This window comes from Enterococcus sp. ZJ1622 (assembly GCF_011038845.1).
GTDB lineage: Bacteria > Bacillota > Bacilli > Lactobacillales > Enterococcaceae > Enterococcus_B.
On the sequence record NZ_JAAKDW010000006.1, the window covers coordinates 41,720 to 61,516 of the forward strand.

At 41.7% G+C, this 19,797-nt stretch carries 17 protein-coding genes; 12 read left to right on the plus strand and 5 right to left on the minus strand.

The features are described 5' to 3' along the window. Positions 1–158: 158 nt before the first annotated feature. Positions 159–440: a GIY-YIG nuclease family protein gene (locus tag G7Y42_RS07070; protein WP_165005408.1), complete on the minus strand. Its 282-nt coding sequence runs from the start codon at positions 438–440 to the stop codon at positions 159–161. Beyond that, on the minus strand, positions 430–1,164 hold the full coding sequence (locus G7Y42_RS07075) for a tRNA1(Val) (adenine(37)-N6)-methyltransferase (protein ID WP_165005407.1): 735 nt from the start codon (positions 1,162–1,164) through the stop codon (positions 430–432). Before G7Y42_RS07075 ends, G7Y42_RS07070 begins: the two co-directional genes overlap by 11 nt. 126 nt (positions 1,165–1,290) lie before the next feature. Between G7Y42_RS07075 and G7Y42_RS07080 the strand changes: the two genes are divergently transcribed. The 4 genes from G7Y42_RS07080 (at position 1,291) to G7Y42_RS07095 (ending at position 9,572) form a co-directional block, all read left to right on the plus strand. Next, on the plus strand, positions 1,291–1,917 hold the full coding sequence (locus G7Y42_RS07080; protein ID WP_165005406.1) for a 1-acyl-sn-glycerol-3-phosphate acyltransferase: 627 nt from the start codon (positions 1,291–1,293) through the stop codon (positions 1,915–1,917). Between the two features lie 176 nt (positions 1,918–2,093). After that, on the plus strand, positions 2,094–3,215 hold the full coding sequence (locus tag G7Y42_RS07085; RefSeq protein ID WP_165005405.1) for an exonuclease SbcCD subunit D: 1,122 nt from the start codon (positions 2,094–2,096) through the stop codon (positions 3,213–3,215). A gap of 6 nt (positions 3,216–3,221) precedes the next feature. Then, entirely contained in the window at positions 3,222–6,359 is a 3,138-nt protein-coding gene (locus G7Y42_RS07090; protein ID WP_165005404.1) for an SMC family ATPase, read from the plus strand. An 18-nt stretch (positions 6,360–6,377) separates the two neighbouring features. After that, complete coding sequence (locus G7Y42_RS07095; RefSeq protein ID WP_165005403.1) at positions 6,378–9,572, plus strand: DEAD/DEAH box helicase; 3,195 nt, start codon at positions 6,378–6,380, stop codon at positions 9,570–9,572. A gap of 86 nt (positions 9,573–9,658) precedes the next feature. Here the strand turns inward: G7Y42_RS07095 and G7Y42_RS07100 are convergent, their stop codons facing one another. Continuing rightward, positions 9,659–10,366 carry an HAD family hydrolase gene (locus G7Y42_RS07100; protein WP_165005402.1) on the minus strand — a complete coding sequence of 236 codons (708 nt, stop codon included), beginning with the start codon at positions 10,364–10,366 and terminating at the stop codon, positions 9,659–9,661. A gap of 763 nt (positions 10,367–11,129) precedes the next feature. On the opposite strand from G7Y42_RS07100, the gene spxA reads away from it, so the two are divergent. From spxA to pepF, 5 genes are all read left to right on the plus strand, one after another. Further along, positions 11,130–11,528 (plus strand): transcriptional regulator SpxA, encoded by a 399-nt coding sequence (spxA, locus tag G7Y42_RS07105; RefSeq protein WP_002296384.1) that lies wholly within the window; start codon positions 11,130–11,132, stop codon positions 11,526–11,528. A 333-nt stretch (positions 11,529–11,861) separates the two neighbouring features. Continuing rightward, positions 11,862–12,521 carry an adaptor protein MecA gene (locus G7Y42_RS07110; protein WP_165005401.1) on the plus strand — a complete coding sequence of 220 codons (660 nt, stop codon included), beginning with the start codon at positions 11,862–11,864 and terminating at the stop codon, positions 12,519–12,521. Positions 12,522–12,716: 195 nt separating this feature from the next. Beyond that, complete coding sequence (locus G7Y42_RS07115; protein WP_165005400.1) at positions 12,717–13,703, plus strand: competence protein CoiA family protein; 987 nt, start codon at positions 12,717–12,719, stop codon at positions 13,701–13,703. A gap of 67 nt (positions 13,704–13,770) precedes the next feature. Continuing rightward, positions 13,771–13,911, plus strand: a complete 141-nt coding sequence (locus tag G7Y42_RS07120; protein ID WP_165005399.1) for a hypothetical protein — start codon at positions 13,771–13,773, stop codon at positions 13,909–13,911. Beyond that, positions 13,904–15,715, plus strand: coding sequence for an oligoendopeptidase F (gene pepF, locus G7Y42_RS07125; RefSeq protein ID WP_165005398.1), 1,812 nt, complete (start codon positions 13,904–13,906; stop codon positions 15,713–15,715). The genes G7Y42_RS07120 and pepF overlap by 8 nt, the downstream gene beginning before the upstream one ends. A 204-nt stretch (positions 15,716–15,919) precedes the next feature. On the opposite strand, the gene G7Y42_RS07130 is transcribed toward pepF, so the two are convergent. Both G7Y42_RS07130 and G7Y42_RS07135 read right to left on the minus strand, forming a co-directional pair. Next, positions 15,920–16,588: a ClpXP adapter SpxH family protein gene (locus G7Y42_RS07130; protein WP_165005397.1), complete on the minus strand. Its 669-nt coding sequence runs from the start codon at positions 16,586–16,588 to the stop codon at positions 15,920–15,922. Positions 16,589–16,705: 117 nt separating this feature from the next. Continuing rightward, complete coding sequence (locus tag G7Y42_RS07135) at positions 16,706–17,281, minus strand: CYTH domain-containing protein (protein WP_165005396.1); 576 nt, start codon at positions 17,279–17,281, stop codon at positions 16,706–16,708. Between the two features lie 131 nt (positions 17,282–17,412). On the opposite strand from G7Y42_RS07135, the gene G7Y42_RS07140 reads away from it, so the two are divergent. Genes G7Y42_RS07140 through G7Y42_RS07150 form a run of 3 tightly spaced genes read left to right on the plus strand, consistent with a single transcriptional unit; the run spans position 17,413 to position 19,793 of the window. After that, a complete protein-coding gene (locus tag G7Y42_RS07140) occupies positions 17,413–18,117 on the plus strand; it encodes a GTP pyrophosphokinase family protein (protein WP_165005395.1) in 705 nt (234 codons plus the stop codon). After that, positions 18,095–18,892, plus strand: a complete 798-nt coding sequence (locus tag G7Y42_RS07145; protein ID WP_165005394.1) for an NAD kinase — start codon at positions 18,095–18,097, stop codon at positions 18,890–18,892. The genes G7Y42_RS07140 and G7Y42_RS07145 overlap by 23 nt, the downstream gene beginning before the upstream one ends. A gap of 1 nt (position 18,893) precedes the next feature. Next, on the plus strand, positions 18,894–19,793 hold the full coding sequence (locus tag G7Y42_RS07150; protein ID WP_165005393.1) for an RluA family pseudouridine synthase: 900 nt from the start codon (positions 18,894–18,896) through the stop codon (positions 19,791–19,793). Positions 19,794–19,797 lie beyond the last annotated feature (4 nt).

Below are 19,797 nucleotides of genomic sequence, written 5' to 3' on the forward strand. Positions count from 1 at the left end.
AAAAGATTGGCTTCTTCGTTCAATGGATGATGGATTTCGATCGAACCATGAGAAGAATCTATCTAGGCAAGTTGACGAAAAGTCAAAAAGATTCAGACAAACACTGTTACTGGTTTGTCTGAATCTTTTTTTGTTCGCCGATATAGAGAAAAAACAAATCAATTCTCTGGTAGTGGACAAGTTGGATGCGTGTTTAAATAGCGCTCTTTTTGAACGCGTGTCAGCTTCTTGAAGGCTGACTCTGCTTTGGTGGCCTCACTTCTCGTCGAAAAGACTTCAGCATGGATCATTTCAACGGGACGTCTTTTTTGAAGACGAGTGTATTTAGCACCGGTGCCACTGTTATGTTCTGCTAGTCGTCTAGCTAGGTCTGTCGTATAACCGCCGTAAAACGTCTGATCCTTGCAATGTAAGACATAAAAGTAATGTTCATTTGCCATAGAGCATCTCTCGGACCTCTGGCGTGTACTCGCCATTTTTATCGTAAGTAAGAAGTGGCGGTGCGATTTTGAAGCCATCGGTTTTTCCTTCTTTGATTCCTTCGATCAGCAAAATATTTGCCTCTTTTCCTTCTTTCGGATAAACAAATTGCACACGTTTTGGCATGATATGACAAGCCTGCATGACAGTGAGGATCTCCAAGAAACGGTCCGGACGGTGGACCATGGCGAAACGGCCATTCGTTTTCAGAAGTTTTGCGGAAATATCGATCACTTGTTCTAAGGTCGTATGGATTTCATGTCGGGCGATTGCCAAGTGTTCATTCGGATTTTTTTTGCTAGTCGGCAATCCTTTGAAGTAAGGGGGATTGCATACGACTAGATCACAAGAATTATGTCGGACAACGGACAAACTGTCTTTCAGATCAAGCGTGTGGACGGTCATCTGATCATCCAGTTGATTGAGCGAAACACTGCGTCTAGCCATGTCTGCCAAGCGTGGCTGCAGCTCGATCGCATCGATCGCTGCACGTGTTCGTTTGCTTAGGAAAAGACCTACCGCACCATTACCGGCACAAAGATCCACAATCTGTCCTTTTTTCGGCACGCGGGCAAAATGAGCGAGTAACACAGCATCTAATGAAAAAGAAAATACTTGAGCGCTTTGAATGATTTTGATATCTTCTGCGTATAATTGATCGATTCGTTCGTCTTCGTGAAGCATGTACTCCCTCCAAAATGAAAAAACTAGTCGGTTGTATTATACTATTTTTATTAAAAAGAACCAAGGTGACTTGTCAAGCGAGAATTTTTTAGGCATACTATATCATAAGGAAGAAAGGAAGAGACTATGTTTTATCGAATAATGCGAGGGATCGTCCGTTTCTTGTTAGCTTTAGTCAACGGAAATGCCCACTATGAAAATAAAGAAGTATTACCGCAAGATGAGAATTACATACTGGTTGCGCCACATCGTACGTGGTGGGACCCCTTATATCTAGCTGTAGCTGCGTCACCTAAAGAATTCAGCTTCATGGCAAAAGAAGAGCTGTTCAAAAATCCGATTCTGCGATTTATTTTGACGCACTCGAATGCTTTTCCTGTCAAAAGAGATAATCCGGGGCCAAGTGTCATCAAAACACCCGTCAAGATTTTGAAATCCAGCAATTTAAGTTTGATCATGTTTCCAAGCGGGACCAGACACGCAACCGAGCTAAAAGGCGGAATGGCACTGATTTCCAGGATGTCTAAAGCGAAAGTCGTTCCTGCTGTTTACCAAGGGCCACTGACACTTGGGGATCTGTTCAAGCGAAAAAGAGTCACTGTCCGATTCGGGGAACCGATCGATCTGTCGGATATCAAGAAAACGGATAAAGAAGGATTAGCAGAAATCGAACGCCGCACACAAGCTGCATTTGATCGATTAGACAAAGAAGTAGATCCGAATTTCAAATATGAAGTAAAGAAAAAACAATAAAAAAGAGAAGCAAGAAAACACAGTTGTTTTTTGTTATTGGAAGACCAGACGAGGGAGGATGAAGATGTCCGCTCTCGTTTCTTTGTTTGTGTTCTTAAAAAGTAAAAATGATCACAGGTGTCATGTAGCTACTCAAAGTGTTATAATAATTAGAAAGACATTTTTGAGGTGAGTAGATGCGCTTTTTACATACAGCCGATTGGCATATCGGAAAAAAATTACAAGGCTATGATTTGATCAAAGACCACGAACAGGTACTTTCTGATATTTTAGAGATTGCAAAGGAAGAACGAGTAGATGCGATCGTCATAGCAGGAGACCTTTACGATCGCAGTGTTCCGTCAGTAGATGCGATCGAGTTGTTCAATCAGCTGATGATCAAGTGGAACTTGGATGAACGATTCCCGATTTTTGCCATATCCGGCAATCATGACAGCAGTATCCGGCTTTCAGCAGGTACGCCGTGGTTCTGCCACTCCAATTATTTTTTGCGTACTCGTTTTGCGGAAGCATTTGAACCCGTGGAATTCAAAGGGATCCAGTTCTATCTCCTTCCTTATTTTGAACCGATCGCAGCTAGAATCTATTTTGAAGATGACACGATCCGAACCATCCAGCAAGCGATGGAACGAGTCGTTACAAAAATGCAGGAAACGTTTGATCCGAAGAAAAAACAAGTACTGGTCAGCCATTTTTTTGTCTCAGGAAGTGTGAAATCAGACTCAGAAACAAAGATCGAAGTTGGCGGGTTGGATGCCGTCCCAGGAGATCTCCTGGAGCCGTTTGATTACGTGGCATTAGGTCATTTACACAATCAAGCCGCATTGAAACAGGAAAACGCACGTTACAGTGGCTCACCATTGAAATTTTCACTTTCAGAGATCCATCAGAAAAAAGGCGTGTGGATCGTGGATCTGGAAGATGAGCTATCTTTAGGATTTCGTGAACTAACACCTGTCCATGAGATCGAAGAAGTGACAGCAAGTTTCAAGGAGCTACTTGATCCGATGTTCTATCAAACACTGGATCGGGAAAATTATCTCCAGATCTACTTGACGGATCGAACGATCATCCCGAACATGATGAATCAGCTTCGAAAAATCTATCCTCGGATACTCGGTGTTGAGCGGGCAAATGGGCGACAGAAATTGACGAAAAAAAGACAGAAAACGATCGAAATGAAAGATCCGAAAAAATTAGCAGAAGTCTTCTTCACTGAGATGACGCAAGAACAACTGACCGAGAATCAGCAAAGATGGCTTGGAGAAACATTGCAAGAACTCACGGAAATGGAATGATCAATCATGAAACCAAAAAAATTACGACTTAAAAACTTTGGCCCATTTATCGATGAGACCATTGATTTTTCACGTTTGACCGAAGCACCGCTTTTTTTGATCAGCGGGAAGACAGGCGCTGGAAAAACCACGATTTTTGACGGGATGACTTATGCGCTGTTCGGTGAAACATCTGGCAAACTGCGTTCTGGAAAAGAAATGCGCTCGCTCTTTGCTACGCCGGAAGAAGAAACGAGTGTGATCTTTTCTTTTGAGCATCAAAAAATGAATTATGAAGTCGAACGAAAACCGGAACAGCTGTTAGCGAAGCGAAAAGGCGAAGGCAACAGGAAACAGGCAGCCAAGGTAACACTGACGATCTTTGATGAAAAAGGAAAAGAACTCAAACAATTCACGAAACGAAGTGAAGCAGATCAACTGATTAGAGAAATGATGAATCTCGATGCCAAGCAGTTTTCGCAAATCGTCTTGCTACCGCAAGGAGAATTCCGAAATTTCCTCGTTTCTTCAAGTAGTGATAAAGAGATCGTTCTACGAAATCTTTTCGGGACGCATTTCTTCCAGCAGTTCAATGAACGGCTGAAAGAAAAATCGAAGAATCAGCAAAAGAAACTGGATCATCTGGAACAGGCATTATACTCACTTCAAAAACGGTTTGTTTTCCTTGACGATGAGGCTTCTGCGGATGATGATCTAGGGTTTGATGCTGTACTAGCTCAATGGGAAAACGAACAGCTGACGATCGAAAAGCAGATCGAAGAAGAAAAGCAATCGCTAAAGAAACAGCAATCGGCGCAAAAACAGCTTGAAATCGCGTATTACCGCTTTGAATCACTTCAAAAACAACAAGAAGAAAAAACAAAGCTTTTACAAAAACAGCAAGAATTAGCCGATCAGAAAAGCGAAATAGAGGAAAAGAAACGCTGGATTGGGTATTATGAATTTACACAGAAGTTGATTGAGCCGATCACACGTAAGAAGGAATACGAAAAAGAACAAGAAGAATTGAGCCAAAGTCACGAAGAATATTCGAGACAACTCGCACAGCTCCTCCTTGCCTATAGAGAATGGCAGAAGAAAGAACCAGAAAGACTGGCTCAGCAATCAACTGTCAAACAACTCAGTGAAGCGTTACAAATGAAGCAGACCTTGATCCCAATCGCAAAAGAATGGCAGAAGAAGCAAGAAACGATCCGCCATCTGGAAACACAGCAAGCAGAAAAACAGGAAACAAGGCAACAACTCCGTCAGAGCTTGACAAATTGGCAGAAAAAACTGGGACATATCGAACAAGTATTATCAGGAAAAGAGCAGCTGCAAAAAGATCGTTTTGCCTATGAAAAACTGCAGCAGGTACAAAAAAGTTGGAAAGAGATCCAGAAACAGCAGGAAAAAGCGGCTAGTGAAAGGAACCAATGCAATGATCAGCTGGAAAAAACCAGTAAGAAAATAGCCAACAGCAGACGATTGTTGATAGAACAGAAACAACAAGTCGTACAGCTGAAAAGCCAATGGGCAAAACAGCAGATCGCACGTCTCACGCTCCTTTTAGTTCCTGGAGAGCCTTGTCCGGTATGTGGTTCAGTCGAACATCCCAATGTTCAAAAAATCCATGAACAGCCAAATCAGGAAGAAATAACGGCAGTAGAGCAGCAATTGGCTGAGGCTGAAACAGCGGTTGAACGAACTTCTCAAGAACTTGGAAGAAAAGAAGCAGACGAAGCAAAACTCCAACAGCAGCTTCTTACGCTGAAGGAACATATGAAAGATCTTCAAGTAGAAGCAGATCGCTATCAGCAGAAATTGAAAACGAAAATCAACGAGGAATTCTTGTTTGCAGCAGCGGACGATCTGACGGTCTCTTTTACGAAAATCGAAGAGTCGCTGGACGAGCGTATACGCGAATTTGCAGAAGCTGAAACACAACATCTGAGTATCACCCAAGAGATCGCTGAGATTGAGCTGACATTGAGTAATCAGGAAAAACAACTGGCAGAAATCAATGAACAGCTGCAACGTGCACAAGGAGAGATCCAAGGGTTGAATCGCCAACTGAATGACCAGCAGGCTGATTCATTGGAAGAAGAAGCACAACAGCTGGCACAGCAGGTAGAAGTGAAAACCAGACAGCTGGCAAACGAAACAGCCGCAGGAACAGAGCTCAACCAACAAGTACAAGTCCTAGAAGCCCAACTGCAATCGATTCATCTACAGCAAGAAAAAGCTGCGGTGAAAATACAAAAAGAACAGCAGAAAATCGAAGAACAGCTAAGTAGTCAGACTCGTTTTTCGACACAAGAGGAGATCTGCACGTTTGGCCAGCAGCAAGCGTATTATGAAGAAGCAGTAAAAGCAGTTGCTCGTTATCACGAAGATGCTTTAGTCACTGCTACTCGGTTGAGTCAATTAGAAAATGTGCATTTCGAAGAAGAAACACAGGATATGGAACAATTGAGTAGTCAGCTGGATATGATCAGAGAAGAAGTCAACTTACAGCAGGAAAGAGTATATAAACTGCAAGAACAAAAAGAAAGCAACCAAAAGATCTATCAGGAATTTGCAGCGATCTATCAAGCTAGCCAGCAGCAGTTAGATGAATTGATACAGATGCAGCAGCTCTCGCAAACAATCAATGGAGAAAACCCTCGGAAAACAAGCTTGGAACGATATGTCTTACAAGTTTATCTCCAGGAAGTGTTACAAGTCGCCAATGAGCATCTGCAGCGCCTGACGAAAAATCGGTATCAATTTGAATTGGCAGAGACGGTCGGGAGCTATCGTGGAAAAACAGGGTTGGAGATCAATGTTTATGATGATGAGGCCGGAATGACGCGAAGCGCGCATACCTTGTCAGGTGGAGAAAGTTTTATTGCGGCTCTTTCGCTGGCTCTAGCTTTGGCAGAAGTGATCCAAACACAAACAGGCGGTGTGACGATTGAAGCTTTATTCATCGATGAAGGCTTTGGCTCTTTGGATGAAGAAGCACTGGAAATGGCCATGGAAGCATTGGAAACCATCGAAAATGAAGGTAGAATGATCGGTATCATCAGTCATGTAAGAGAACTGAAAGAACGTATTTTACAACAAATAAGAATTGAGACAGAAGGTAGCGGACAAAGCAAAGTGCGCTATCATCTTGGATAAAAAGGGAGATTGATAACTATGAAATGGAGTATTCCAGAAAAAGTCATCGCACGCGGGCGCAAATACTTGCAAGAAGGCCGAGTGTTATCGGTTGTCCCTGACCAAGAAGAAAAAGTGTGGCATGCAGAAGTCTTGGGTAGCGAGTTATACATGGTCGATTTAGACGGGACAGCAAAAGAAGTGGATTTTTGTCAGTGTCCGTATTGGGAAGAACATCATTATTGTAAACACACAGTCGCAGTTGAACTGTATCTGCGCTCAAAAAATGTTTCGAGGATCATGAAAAATGATCAGCCTGCGCTAGAACCAGTGAAAAAAAGCAGTGAAGGCGAAATTTTGACGAAAGGTTTTTCCCGACTGCAAGTCCAAAGTTCGCCGCAAGCGATCCAGCCTTTGGTCATCGAATATCAGGTAGAGACGATCGAGACGAATCATTACCATCCGGAGCTGTCGATTCTGGCTGTCTATTTTCGGATCGGCTATTTGGAAACACCGAAAAAAACCTACATCGTCAAAAATATCGTTGAATTCTTACAAGCCTATACGGAAAATGAAGTCTACACAGTGAATAAGCAATACCAGTTCCGTCTAGACAGACGGGCGTTCCAGAGTGAGGATCAGGAGATCTTGATGAATCTGGCCGGCTGTGCACAGACTCAGCTCCTATTAGGTGCAAACGGCCTGCAGGTAAAAGGAAAATTAGATAAACGATATCTGCTGCTTCCAGTCGAACAGGCTCAAACGTTACTTAGTCAAATGAATCAGACTACTCGTCTTCAAGTCCATATAAACGAGCAAACATATCAGGGAATCCAGTTTTCGGAAAAAGAGAAGCCGTTGCTATTCGAGATAACGAAACAAGCAGACCGCTATCTTCTCCAAGCAACGAATGACTTCGAGCTGTTTCTGACGCATTATCAGTGGGGGATGATCCATGGCACCTTCTATCACATGACGAAACACCAACAAGCTGTCTATCTGACTTGGAAACAGCTGATGCGCAGGTTTGAAGCGCCGGAAGTATCATTTGATAAAGCGGAATTGTCATCTTTATTCAAAGAGATCGTTCCTTTATTGTCAGAGATTGGTGAAGTGTCCATTGACGATGAAGTGAATGCAGAAGTATCCGATGTCCCTGTCGAGTTCGTCTTCTTTTTTCGGAAATCAAAAGGGAAGATACAAGCACGCATCAATTTTGTGTATGGCGAGGTCACTTATTCGACAGATAGCAGACATGAGATCATACCGGAAAATTCTTCTGAAGTCCTGAGAGACAAAGCACAAGAAAAACGAGTCCTTGAGTTATTCCGGATGTATCGCTATCAGAAAAATGAGACTGGCTATGAACGGGACCTGCCAAGCGGCGAGGAGTTATATGCATTTTTCCGTACAGAATTATCCGTGTTCCGTCAGTTTGGTGAAGTGCGTATCGGCAAGAAACTGCGTGAACTCTATTTGGATGCTCAGAAACACCAGCCGCAATTGGAAGTAGCAGAAACCGGTTCTTGGCTAGATATCCGATTCGATGTCACAGGGATCGAGGAACAGGAAATCGACCAAGTATTGCGCAGTCTGTTGAGAAATGATGCCTTTTATACTTTGGAAAACGGTCAAGTCCTGTCTTTTGATTCCGAAGAATTCCAGCAGACGAGCCAAATCCTGCAGCAATTTCGTGAATCACTCCATTCTGATTCAGGGACTATCCATGTTCCTAAAAACCAGGGATTGATCATTCAAGACAAATTAGCGGGAAGTAAAGCGACATTCAGTGACTCATTCAACAAAATGGTCCAGGATCTGATCCATCCGGAAAGCTATCAGGCAGAATTACCAACAGGACTGCATGCTGATTTGCGGGACTACCAGAAACAGGGGTTCCAATGGCTGAAGATGCTAGGACATTATCAATTCGGCGGTATCTTAGCAGATGAGATGGGCTTAGGAAAGACCTTGCAGACGATCGCATTCTTGTTATCGGAAAAAGAAGAAAAGGGAAACCTCTCAGCATTGATCGTGGCACCGGCTAGTCTGATCTACAACTGGCAGGCAGAAGTGAAGAAATTCGCACCTTCTTTAAGTATCCAGGTCATCAACGGAAACAAAAAAGAGCGTGAAGAACTGCTCTCTCGAGAAGCGGATATCCGAGTGACTTCATACGCCAGTCTGAGACAAGATCTGGCTGATTATCAGCAGCAAGCCCTTGAGTATCTGATCCTTGATGAAGCGCAGATGGTGAAAAACAGCAGCACAAAAACAGCACAGGCACTCCGTGAGCTAAGTATCCCGCAGCGCTTTGCTTTGAGTGGAACACCGATCGAGAACAATCTTGAAGAGCTGTGGTCGCTGTTTGCAACGATCATGCCAGGGTTCTTTCCTAACCGGACACGATTCAGAGAACTCTCAACCGAAGAGATCGCGCAAATGATCCGTCCATTCGTCTTGCGTCGCGACAAACAAACGGTACTGAAAGATTTACCGGAAAAAACAGAGATGAATCTTTATTCTGCTTTGACAGAAGAGCAGAAAACAGTCTATCTGGCTTATTTACGTCAAATGCGCGAAGAAATCTCTTCTATGGATTCTGAAGCCTTCAAAAAGAATCGGATCGGGATCTTAGCTGGATTGACGCGGTTGAGACAAATCTGCTGTGATCCTCGCTTGTTTATCGATGATTACCAAGGTGGTTCTGGAAAACTGGAGCAGGTGAAGGATCTCTTGGTTGCCGCAAAAGAAAACAATCGGCGAGTCCTCTTGTTTTCTCAATTCACAGGGATGCTGACGATCTTACAAGAAGAACTGGCAGAATTAGGTCTGAGTACCTTCTATTTAAGAGGAAGTACGAAACCACAAGATCGCTTGACTATGGTAGATGCGTTCAATGATGGAGAAAGAGATGTTTTCCTGATCTCATTGAAAGCAGGAGGTACAGGTTTGAACCTGACAGGTGCTGACACCGTTATTTTATATGATCTGTGGTGGAATCCGGCGATCGAAGAGCAAGCAGCTGGACGTGCGCATCGGATCGGGCAAAAGAACGTAGTAGAAGTATGGCGTATGATCGCAGAAGGAACGATTGAAGAGCGGATGAATTCCTTGCAGCAGGAAAAACGCGAATTGTTCCAAAAAGTCATCCAGGGAAATGAAGAACAGTTGACGAAATTGACCGAAGAAGATATTCGACTGATTCTGAGTGTGGGTGAATTGGAAGAATAATAAAAAAGCATGGAACTTGAGTATCTGACATCTAACTGTTATGTATACTTCAAATTTCATGCTTTTTCTAGTTGCTTCGAGTGAGACTACGCAAAAATAGCCTGCATCGTTTCTAATAGCTGGTCGAACGAAGTGATCTCGATGTCACAGATGGAGGTTCCTTCGATCCTGCGCTCGCGGTGATTGAACCATAATGCGTTCCAATCTGCACTTTTGGCGCCTAAGACGTCATTGTCGTAGTTATCGCCTACATAAAGTGTTTCAGAAGGGTGCATATTGAATGCTTTTTCAGCTAGCTGGAAAATCTCTTTTTCCGGTTTCTGGAAGCCGGTCGCTTGAGAGACAAGCATGTGTTCGACAGGTATCCAGTTGGCCAATTGGAGCTGGTTTAGTTTTTTTGTTTGGTGATCAGTAGGACCGTTTGTGATAATCCCTAATGAAACTTGTTTTTCTTTTAGGTAATCCAATGTTTTCTTCACTTCTTCATGAAGACAGATATTATCGAGTTCTTCTTCGTAGACCTCTTGGAAACGAAGCCCTTCTTCTTCTGTGATATGCGGATAGTCCAGATCTTTTAAGGATTGGCTGATCCGATGTGCTCTCATATATTCCAAAGTCCAGCTGCCAGCCATGACTTTAGGGAAATTCTCGTCGCTATGATGGCGGAAACGGATATAAAGAGGATGCATATCTTCATCTGAAACAAGCGGTACGACTCGTTTTACCGCATTACGAAATGGTTGTTGCTGATCATACATGGTATCATCAACATCAAACACAACTGATTTAATCAAAATTTTACACGCCTTTCGGTTTTCATTGGTTTTTTCACAAATCCTTGACTATTGTATCAGAAAAAAACACTTAGAAACGCTGATAAATAAAGGTTTTTCTTACTATATTTCTGATTCCTTGTCAGAATAAGGATTGTCACTTTCAGTTTTTTTCACTAAAAATGATGTGAATACCAAAGTTTGATGAACAAATTAATCATCATAAGAGAGAACGCAAATGGTATTTTTAATGCAATATCTCGGTATTTTGCAAACCATCTGTTTTTTTAATACAGAGTGAATATAACTAAAAAAATATAAAATAACGTTATTTTAGATTTTTTTTTAAAATCATTTTCGTTTAACAATCATTGTTTGGCATATTTAGATTCTTAGTACAGATAGAATAAGCGTTATACTATGGTGGAAAGGCTGTTGCAATACCGCTCATATTTTGTATATAAGGAAATAAAAAACATAAAAATTCTTAAGAATCCGGTTTCATTTGTTTTTTCAGGTTAAATAATAGTACAGTTTTTTATGCTGTTTAATTACGTGCTAAAATTTGAATTAGATTTGAAAACTCTAATTTTATATTTTGGAATATAGCTAGAATGCTGTTTTTACGGAATATAAACCTTAGATAACTTTCATTTTTTTTAAAAAAATTATGAAAAAAGCTAGCTATTTAAAAGTTGATTATGTATAATAGGAACAGATAGGAGATTATAATGATCTTCTGTTACAAAAATGTGATGATTATCACGAAAAGGAGTGGTGCACGTTGTTAACACTATATACTTCCCCAAGTTGTACTTCCTGCAGAAAGGCTCGTGCGTGGTTGCAAGAACATCAAATACCATTTGTTGAACGCAACATTTTTTCAGAACCGTTGAATAGTTCAGAGTTAAAAGCAATTTTGCAAATGACAGAAGATGGAACAGAAGAAATCATTTCCACACGTTCGAAAGTTTTCCAGAAATTGAACATGGATTTAGATGATCTGCCTTTACAAGAACTGCTGGAACTTGTTCAGAATAATCCTGGATTGCTACGTCGTCCGATCATGATCGATGACAAACGTCTGCAAGTCGGGTTCAATGAAGATGAAATCCGTCGATTCTTACCACGTGATGTTCGTCAGTTAGAATTACGCCAGGCACAATTGATGGCTGGACTATAGAAGAAAAGTTGAAACTCAGAAAAACTGCTTTTTAATAGTTTTTCTGGGTTTTTTGTTTACATAGGAGAAAATGAAGAAATCGATCCTCTGATGGAATGTACATGAACTCGCCAAAAGGATGGGAATAGGAGTTATTTCAAATAATCATTTTTTGCTTTTGACGGTGGTTGATTCAAGTTATTACCTGTTCTGCCGATTGGCGGCACACTTAGCGAAACCTATAGTGGAAATGTGTTGGTTTCGCTTCATCGACGATTTTTTTTCTTTACATTTACTCTTATTTCGCTACAATGAATTTATATTGATCGTTGCGGCAAAGTGAGGTGTAGCAAAATGGAAATGGAACATATCAATGAGAATACGATACGTGTACTGATCGGTCATGAAGATTTAGAAGAACGCGGTGTCTCATTTTTAGATTTACTAGGTAATCATAAAGAGATCGAGAATTTCTTTTACAGTATTCTGGAAGAAGTGGATATCGAAGAGGAGTTCCGAGGAAGCGAAGCTGTCACTTTCCAAGTTTTGCCAAAGGGAGATGGCTTAGAGCTCTTTATCAGTAAGAACTTGCCTGATGAGGAAATGACCCAGACAGATGATGCAACTGTGGATTCGGACGATGTGAGTGAATTTCTCCGTCAGCAGATCATCAGCAATGAAACAGATGCAGAAGACGAGGTTTCTGACACTCTGTTTGAAGAAAAAGAACATCAAGCAATTTTTGCTTTTGAAAATTTTGAACAGATGATCCAATTAGCGAGTGACGTCGAATTGGAATCTGCTTGGTCAGACTTGTATTTGTTAGAAGGTCGTTACTATCTAGTCGTTCATTTTTGGATGGAGAATCTCAATCAGCAAGATGTCGAAAATCAAATTGCCCGAATTCTGGAATTTGCTGAGAAAAGCGATCGTACGCCTGAGAGCCTGAATGAATATGGACAGTGTCTAATGGAGCGAAATGCGATCGAGCGGACAAGGTTTTATTTTGTATAAGAAGAGAAGGGAGCTGTGACAAAAGACTTGTCGCAGCTTCTTTCCTATTTCTTGAAGCTGATCACTTCTGTCACAACCTCTTTTTTTGCATGATTCTTCCCTTAAAGAACTCCGATAGCCACATTTTTCCTTCTTTTTTAGCTTTGTTTCATCATTTTCCATCATTCTAGCGTAATTGATTATGGAGGGGAGAAAATGCTGATTGCAATAGATGAACAAGGCGTACATTGTTTTGCGCAAAAAGCAGAGAAAAACAGAAAATATATCTGTCCAGCTTGCCAAGAAAATGTATGGCTGAAGAAGGGAAAAAAGAAACGAGCACACTTTTCACACGGAAAACAAGCAAACTGCACCACTTTCAGTGAAGCAGAGTCACAAGAGCATTTGTACTTGAAAGGAGTTTTTTATGAATGGCTGATGGCCTCAGGAATGTCTGCTGCCTTAGAAGCCTATTTACCGGGATTGCGTCAAAGACCAGATCTTCTGAGTGGCCGACTTGTCTTGGAAATTCAATGTTCTGATCTGCCGTATCTTAGATTCTTGGAAAGGACACAGAATTATTCAGCGAACAACTATCTCGACTGGTGGATATTGGGCACGGCTTTTTTTCAGCAGAACCAGCTGCGTCAAATAGAGAAAAGCTTTTGCTCTTATAATGAAAAAAGAGGTCTTCATTTTTGGCAAGCAGATGCTAAGACGAAGCAGCTGAGGCTGATCCACCATGTGGAAGAAACCGTGACTGGCAGACTTGATTTCCGATGTACATCATGGTCGTTTTTCAGCAGTGGACTAAAAAACATCTTGAGTGGAAATATCGATAGTTACGAAGAAGTTTTCTTATCTAAAAAAAGAAACCTGAAGGCATGGCTGCAGCAGCAATTATACCGAAAGCAAAAACGTGTCTTACAGGTACAGGGACAATGCTATCTTCAAGGAAATCATCTTCTCTATTTATCCAGCTGGATCTACCAAGAGAGCCGATTCTTCTTTTATTTCAGAGAATCTGTCTTTTTTTACCGACTGCTGTTCGAAAAGACGAGAGAAGGAACACGATCTCTGCATTTTGCTCGATGGCAGCAAGAAGTAAAGCGATACAAAGAAGAATGGTCATTTCCGATGATCGAAGAGCAGGTGATTTTTTCTGCTTTTTTTGATGAATGTTGTCGTTTATACAATGGATGAGCCTATGGAATCCAAATAGGAGCTGTGGCAATCTGGAAATTTTTTCGGTGTTAAACAATTAGGAGTTATGCTAAAATTAACAGGAGCAGCCAACGGTGGAACTGAGAACCAGAACGGTTTACCAAGCGGCTGTCCTGTTAGAACTCTTGGTTGCAGTCAGGAGAATAGAAACGGAACGATCAAAAGAAGGAGTGGATTGAATGAGTGAAACGACCCAATTACCATTAAGAGAAGAGCTGCCTGAAACATTGACTTGGGATCTAACCAAAATCTTTTCAAGTGATCAGGAGTTCGATGAGAAGTATCAAGAATTATCAGAAGAATTGAAAAAATCTGATAAATACAAAGGGACCCTTGCTGAAGGCGCGTCCGAATTTTTAGAAGCACTTGAGTTTGTTTTGGGTGTCTACCGGAAAGTAGAGTTGATCTACGTCTATTCACACCTTAAAAACGATCAAGACACGGGGAATACAACTTATCAGGCTCTTTATGCGAGAGCTGGGAGCTTGCTTTCAAAAGCAAGTGAAGCAGTATCGTGGTATGAACCGGAAGTCCTTCAGCTTTCAGATGAACAAATCTGGCAGTATTTCGAACAAGAACCAAAATTGGAAGTCTATCGTCATTACGTACAGCAAATGGTGGATAACCGCGCGCATATTTTATCTGCAGAACAAGAATCACTGCTTGCAGGTGCGGGAGAGATCTTTGGCGCTTCCAGCGATATTTTTGCAGTATTGAACAATGCTGATCTGGTTTTCCCGACGATCACTGGCGAAGATGGAAAGAAAATCCAACTTTCACATGGTGTCTACGGACAATTGCTAGAAAGCACCGATCGAAATGTGCGAGAAGCTGCCTTTAAAGGGCTGTACAGCGTTTATGAACAATTTCGCAATACCTTCGCTTCTACCTTGAGTACACACGTCAAAGGTCACAATTACAAAGCGAAGATCCGCAAATATCATTCTGCAAGAGAAGCGGCGTTGAGCAGCAACCATATTCCAGAAAGTGTCTATGATACCTTAGTAGATGTAGTGAATAAACACTTGCCATTGCTCCATCGATACATGAAATTACGGAAACGGCTGTTAGGCGTCGAAGAATTGCATATGTATGATCTGTATACACCAGTGATGGGCGAGGCACCAATCAAATTCACGTATGAAGAAGCCAAAGAAAAAGCTTTGAAAGCGCTGGAACCAATGGGCGGAGAGTATATGGAAGTGGTCAAGAAAGCATTTGCTGAACGCTGGATCGACGTGGTAGAAAATAAAGGGAAACGAAGCGGCGCTTATTCATCAGGAAGCTATGACACCAACCCGTATATCTTGTTGAACTGGCATGACACACTTGATCAGCTATTTACGTTAGTCCATGAAATGGGACACAGTGTCCACAGCTACTTCACGCGGTCGAACCAGCCTTATGTCTATGGTGATTATTCGATCTTTTTAGCAGAGATTGCTTCGACGACGAATGAAAACATTCTGACCGAATACTTGCTGGAAACTGAAAAAGATCCAAAAGTCCGTGCTTATGTATTGAACCACTACTTGGATGGCTTCAAAGGAACGATTTTCCGACAAACCCAATTTGCTGAATTTGAACATTTCATGCACACAGAAGATGAAAAGGGCGTACCTTTGACGAGTGAATATCTAAATGAAAATTATGGGAAACTAAATGCGAAATACTATGGTCCAGCTGTGGAAGAAGATCCTGAGATCAGCTATGAATGGTCACGCATCCCGCATTTTTATTACAACTATTATGTCTATCAATATTCTACAGGCTTTTCTGCAGCTTCTGCGTTAGCGAAGAAAATCTGGAACAAAGAACCACATGCGTTGGAAAATTATTTGACGTATCTGAAATCCGGAAGCAGTGATTATCCAGTAGAAGTGATGAAAAAAGCAGGCGTCGACATGACGCAAGCAGCGTATATTGAAGACGCGATGTCGATGTTCGAAAAACGACTGAATGAACTGGAAGAGCTAGTGGATAGTTTGTAAGAGAAAGTCGTGAATTAGAATACCGTTTATACGAAAAAAAGGAGGAATGACAAACGTCTTGTCACTCCTCCTTTTTCCGAATAAATCGTGTTTTCCTACCAATTCCTCGGGCACAAGTCACAATATTCATCAAACATGAGAAACTGTTTTTTGAAATTGTTCCTTGTGCTTCGGAGTTAAACGGTAGGTTCACAACCTCTTTCTTTAATTGGACAGCAAATATAAATGGTTGTTTCCTGAATCAAGTTTAGGATCATTTGTATGTAAATGCTCTCCATCAAATACTTGATAGGATTCATCTGTTTTGCATAGTTCTTTGATTCGTCGAACCGTCTGTGATCCTTCTACAAGGACACCGAAATCACGTTCGCAGGCATAATTATAAACAACTGCAGATGGATGCTTGGTGATACCCATTTCTCGAGCGATTTTTTGATCAGCGAAGAATACTTCTTTGACAAAATCAGATTGCCGATCTTCTCTGAACATCTTCAAGTCACCGCCGACTTCTTCAAAAATCGATTCGGCAAGTGCTTCAGAATAAGGTATGCCTTTACAGCCGACCGCTTCTTGCAGTTTAACCAAAAAACGTCGTCCTTTTTTCTTTCCCTGGAAATGAGCAGCCTTGCAATCTAATGCGGCAGAATAAGTCGTTGAGAATAGTTTGTTTCGTTCTTCAAGATTGCTTTGAGCAATTCCTTCACGTTGCATGACATCCCCAATTGTCTGCAAATTGACCAAAGGAAGAAAGCGAAACTGCATTTTTTCTTTCGATAGCGTTCCGTACTCTTCTTCGATGAATTGTAATAGCTGTTGCTCCAGTTTAAAACAGTATTCCCCTAAAGGATTGACAAATAAATAGATTTCGATCATATGAATCTCCCCCAAAATAGATTCTATACAACTAGTGAACCGTTTCATTCACAACCTATAACTTAACAGAAAAATACGAAAAAATGAACTCAAGTGCCTTGTGAAAATGAAAGAATTTTAATTTTTAGCTTCCAACATACGCTGGATTTTGTTTTTTGCAGGACGATAAGGAAGGGAAAAACGTTTCAAAAGCTGTTCAAATGCTTCTTTTCCATTACTTGCGTCTTTGACTTCCAATTCTAATTCAAAGTCATTCAATTGCTGTCCCCAGCTCTGATCGATCGCTAATAGACCTTCGTCGATGTGAAATTCTGCACGTTTCGTGACTAATTCTCCCGTTTTGATCAGTTGGGACGGATCGACAGATAATTCTTCGAGTTTTTTTGAAACGACTCCTTCACGAGGAAGTTCATTCTTTTCGATCAAATCTGCTGCGTGTTTTTTATCTAGTGTATCAGTCGTTTCGAGACGTCCGTCTTCAGCAGGTGTTTTCAGTGTGTACTCCGCGTGATCGTCTAATAGACGGACACGTAATCCGCTATTTTTTTTCTTTAATTCTTCCTCAGGTGTATCGAAATAGATATTGGTTTGGATATGGAAATTTTCTGGTGTGAGCTGGTAATATTCCAGCAGCTGATGGTATTCTTTTTCAGTCAACATCGTTTTAAATTCGATTTCGAGCATTTGTGACATTCGATCGTCCCCTTTTCCTTTATTTTGCCTTCTTTTTCTTTTTTGGTCAACGCAAAGAGTCGGAGGGTGTAAAAAAACTTCATTTATATGGTAGAATAAAAAAGAATGTTAACGAAGTAGAGGTATCAGCTATGGAACGAGACTGGGAAGAATTTTTAGCACCATATGAGCAAACAGTATCAGAATTGAAGGTAAAATTACGGGGCATCCGAAAACAATTCCGGGAACAGAACCGGCATGTCCCTATTGAGTTTGTCACCGGACGAGTGAAACCTGTGGACAGTATCGTGACAAAATCTCAGCTGCGCCATATTCCTATGAGCCGGTTAGAGGAAGAGATGTCCGATATTGCTGGCTTGAGGATCATGTGCCAGTTCGTTGAGGATATCCATCAGGTCGTTGAGATCATCCGGAAACGAAAAGATATGAAGGTCCTCCAAGAACGAGATTATATTACCAATAAAAAAGCAAGCGGCTATCGTTCATATCATTTAGTGATCGAGTACCCTGTACAGCTTATCAGCGGTGAGAAAAAAATCTTGGCAGAAATCCAGATCCGGACACTTGCCATGAACTTTTGGGCAACGATCGAGCATTCGCTGAACTACAAGTACCAAGGAGTATTTCCGGAAGAAATGAGTGAACGGCTGCAGCGTGCCGCAGAAGCTGCTTATCAGCTGGATGAAGAAATGTCTAGCATCCGTGAAGAGATCCAAGAGGCACAACGTCTGTTTTCTCACGGGAGAGGAAAATCAGATGACGTTTATTACCGGACGCTCTTGAATAAAGAAGATTTAGGAGAGGAGACAAAGGATGAAGGTAGCGATCGTTCATAACAACGAAGAAAAAACACTGGAAGTAACTGAACGATTGAAAAAACTTTTGGCGCAAGCTCAGATCATGATCGATGAGCGTGATCCGGAATTAGTCATCTCAGTCGGAGGAGATGGAACGCTATTGTCTGCGTTTCATCGTTTCAGCCATCGCCTGAATGACGTCCGGTTTTTAGGCGTGCATACCGGACACTTGGGTTTTTATACGGACTGGCGCGATTATGAATTGAATGAATTGGTCGATAGTCTCCAAACGAATCGGGAACAAAGTGTCAGTTATCCGCTACTGGACGTTCGCATCAGTTATCTGGATGAGAAACCGGACCAGCATTTCGTTGCGCTGAATGAATCTACGATCAAGCGGGCAAACCGCACGATGGTGGCAGATGTCTATATCAAAAACGAGCTGTTCGAAAGTTTCCGAGGAGATGGACTCGCTATTTCGACCCCCACAGGATCAACTGCTTATAATAAAAGTGTGGGCGGTGCAGTGTTGCATCCAAGCATCAACGCCTTTCAGCTGGCGGAGATCGCTTCTTTGAATAATCGCGTCTTCCGTACGTTAGGTTCTCCTATCGTGATCGCTCATGATGAATGGCTTGAAATCAAATTAGAAAATACAGAGGATTATCTTGTAACAGTCGACCAGTTGGATGTCGCAAAAGCCAATATCCGTTCGATCTATTATCGGATCGCCGAAGAACGTATCCATTTTGCGTCTTATCGGCATATGCATTTCTGGCATCGAGTGAAAGATGCCTTTATTGGTGAGGGGTAATATGAAGTTTGAATGGATTTATGAAAAAGATCATCCGCAGCAAGTAAAATACTTTTTGAAGGAAAAGGGAATTTCCAAAGGCTTACTGGCAAAAATAAAATTTCAAGGCGGCGAAATCAAAGTCAATGAACGGGTCGAAAATGTCTTGTTTTCTCTGTCAGAGAATGATAAGGTAACCATTGTGATTCCTGCAGAAGGAGAACATGAAACCGTACTTTTGGATGAAACGCCTATCGATATCATTTATGAAGATGAGCATGTCTTAGTAGTAAACAAACCAGCCGGGATCTCTTCGATTCCCGCGCAGTATCATCCCAACAACACGATGGCAAATCGAGTCAAAGCTTATTACAAAAGGCAAGGGTATGAGAACCAGGTGATCCATATCGTGACAAGATTAGATCGGGATACATCTGGCTTGATGCTGTTTGCCAAGCACGGATTCGCCCATGCCAAGCTGGATACGCAGCTTCGTGAAAAAAAGTTCGTCAAAAAGTATCAGGCATTGATCAGCGGGAAGCTTGATGGCTTGCAAACGCATGGATTGATTGATCTGCCGATAGCTCGAGACTACACATCGCTATTGAAACGCAAAGTATCGGCTGAAGGCCGACACGCGCAAACAGAGTACTGGCTGGACCAGATATTCTCAGAGGTTGCTCTAGTCGACATCCAGCTTCATACTGGAAGGACACATCAGATCAGAGTGCATTTCTCGGAAATCGGGTGTGCGCTTTTGGGAGATGATATGTATGGCGGACGTATGGATATGGGGATTGAAAGACAAGCGCTTCATTGTTATGATCTGCGTTTTTATCATCCTTTTACTCAAGAATTATTAGAATTTAAACAGCCTTTAGCACAAGATATGGAGGCAGTGGTCAAACGGTTTGAAGATTAAGGTG

Excerpts from the sequence above, each read along its gene's own strand:
- G7Y42_RS07070 (WP_165005408.1), bottom strand. The coding sequence starts at position 440 with ATGGCAAATGAACATTACTTTTATGTCTTACATTGCAAGGATCAGACG.
- G7Y42_RS07075 (WP_165005407.1), bottom strand. The coding sequence starts at position 1,164 with ATGCTTCACGAAGACGAACGAATCGATCAATTATACGCAGAAGATATC.
- G7Y42_RS07080 (WP_165005406.1), top strand. The coding sequence starts at position 1,291 with ATGTTTTATCGAATAATGCGAGGGATCGTCCGTTTCTTGTTAGCTTTA.
- G7Y42_RS07085 (WP_165005405.1), top strand. The coding sequence starts at position 2,094 with ATGCGCTTTTTACATACAGCCGATTGGCATATCGGAAAAAAATTACAA.
- G7Y42_RS07090 (WP_165005404.1), top strand. The coding sequence starts at position 3,222 with ATGAAACCAAAAAAATTACGACTTAAAAACTTTGGCCCATTTATCGAT.
- G7Y42_RS07095 (WP_165005403.1), top strand. The coding sequence starts at position 6,378 with ATGAAATGGAGTATTCCAGAAAAAGTCATCGCACGCGGGCGCAAATAC.
- G7Y42_RS07110 (WP_165005401.1), top strand. The coding sequence starts at position 11,862 with ATGGAAATGGAACATATCAATGAGAATACGATACGTGTACTGATCGGT.
- G7Y42_RS07115 (WP_165005400.1), top strand. The coding sequence starts at position 12,717 with ATGCTGATTGCAATAGATGAACAAGGCGTACATTGTTTTGCGCAAAAA.
- G7Y42_RS07120 (WP_165005399.1), top strand. The coding sequence starts at position 13,771 with ATGCTAAAATTAACAGGAGCAGCCAACGGTGGAACTGAGAACCAGAAC.
- pepF (WP_165005398.1), top strand. The coding sequence starts at position 13,904 with ATGAGTGAAACGACCCAATTACCATTAAGAGAAGAGCTGCCTGAAACA.
- G7Y42_RS07130 (WP_165005397.1), bottom strand. The coding sequence starts at position 16,588 with ATGATCGAAATCTATTTATTTGTCAATCCTTTAGGGGAATACTGTTTT.
- G7Y42_RS07135 (WP_165005396.1), bottom strand. The coding sequence starts at position 17,281 with ATGTCACAAATGCTCGAAATCGAATTTAAAACGATGTTGACTGAAAAA.
- G7Y42_RS07140 (WP_165005395.1), top strand. The coding sequence starts at position 17,413 with ATGGAACGAGACTGGGAAGAATTTTTAGCACCATATGAGCAAACAGTA.
- G7Y42_RS07145 (WP_165005394.1), top strand. The coding sequence starts at position 18,095 with ATGAAGGTAGCGATCGTTCATAACAACGAAGAAAAAACACTGGAAGTA.
- G7Y42_RS07150 (WP_165005393.1), top strand. The coding sequence starts at position 18,894 with ATGAAGTTTGAATGGATTTATGAAAAAGATCATCCGCAGCAAGTAAAA.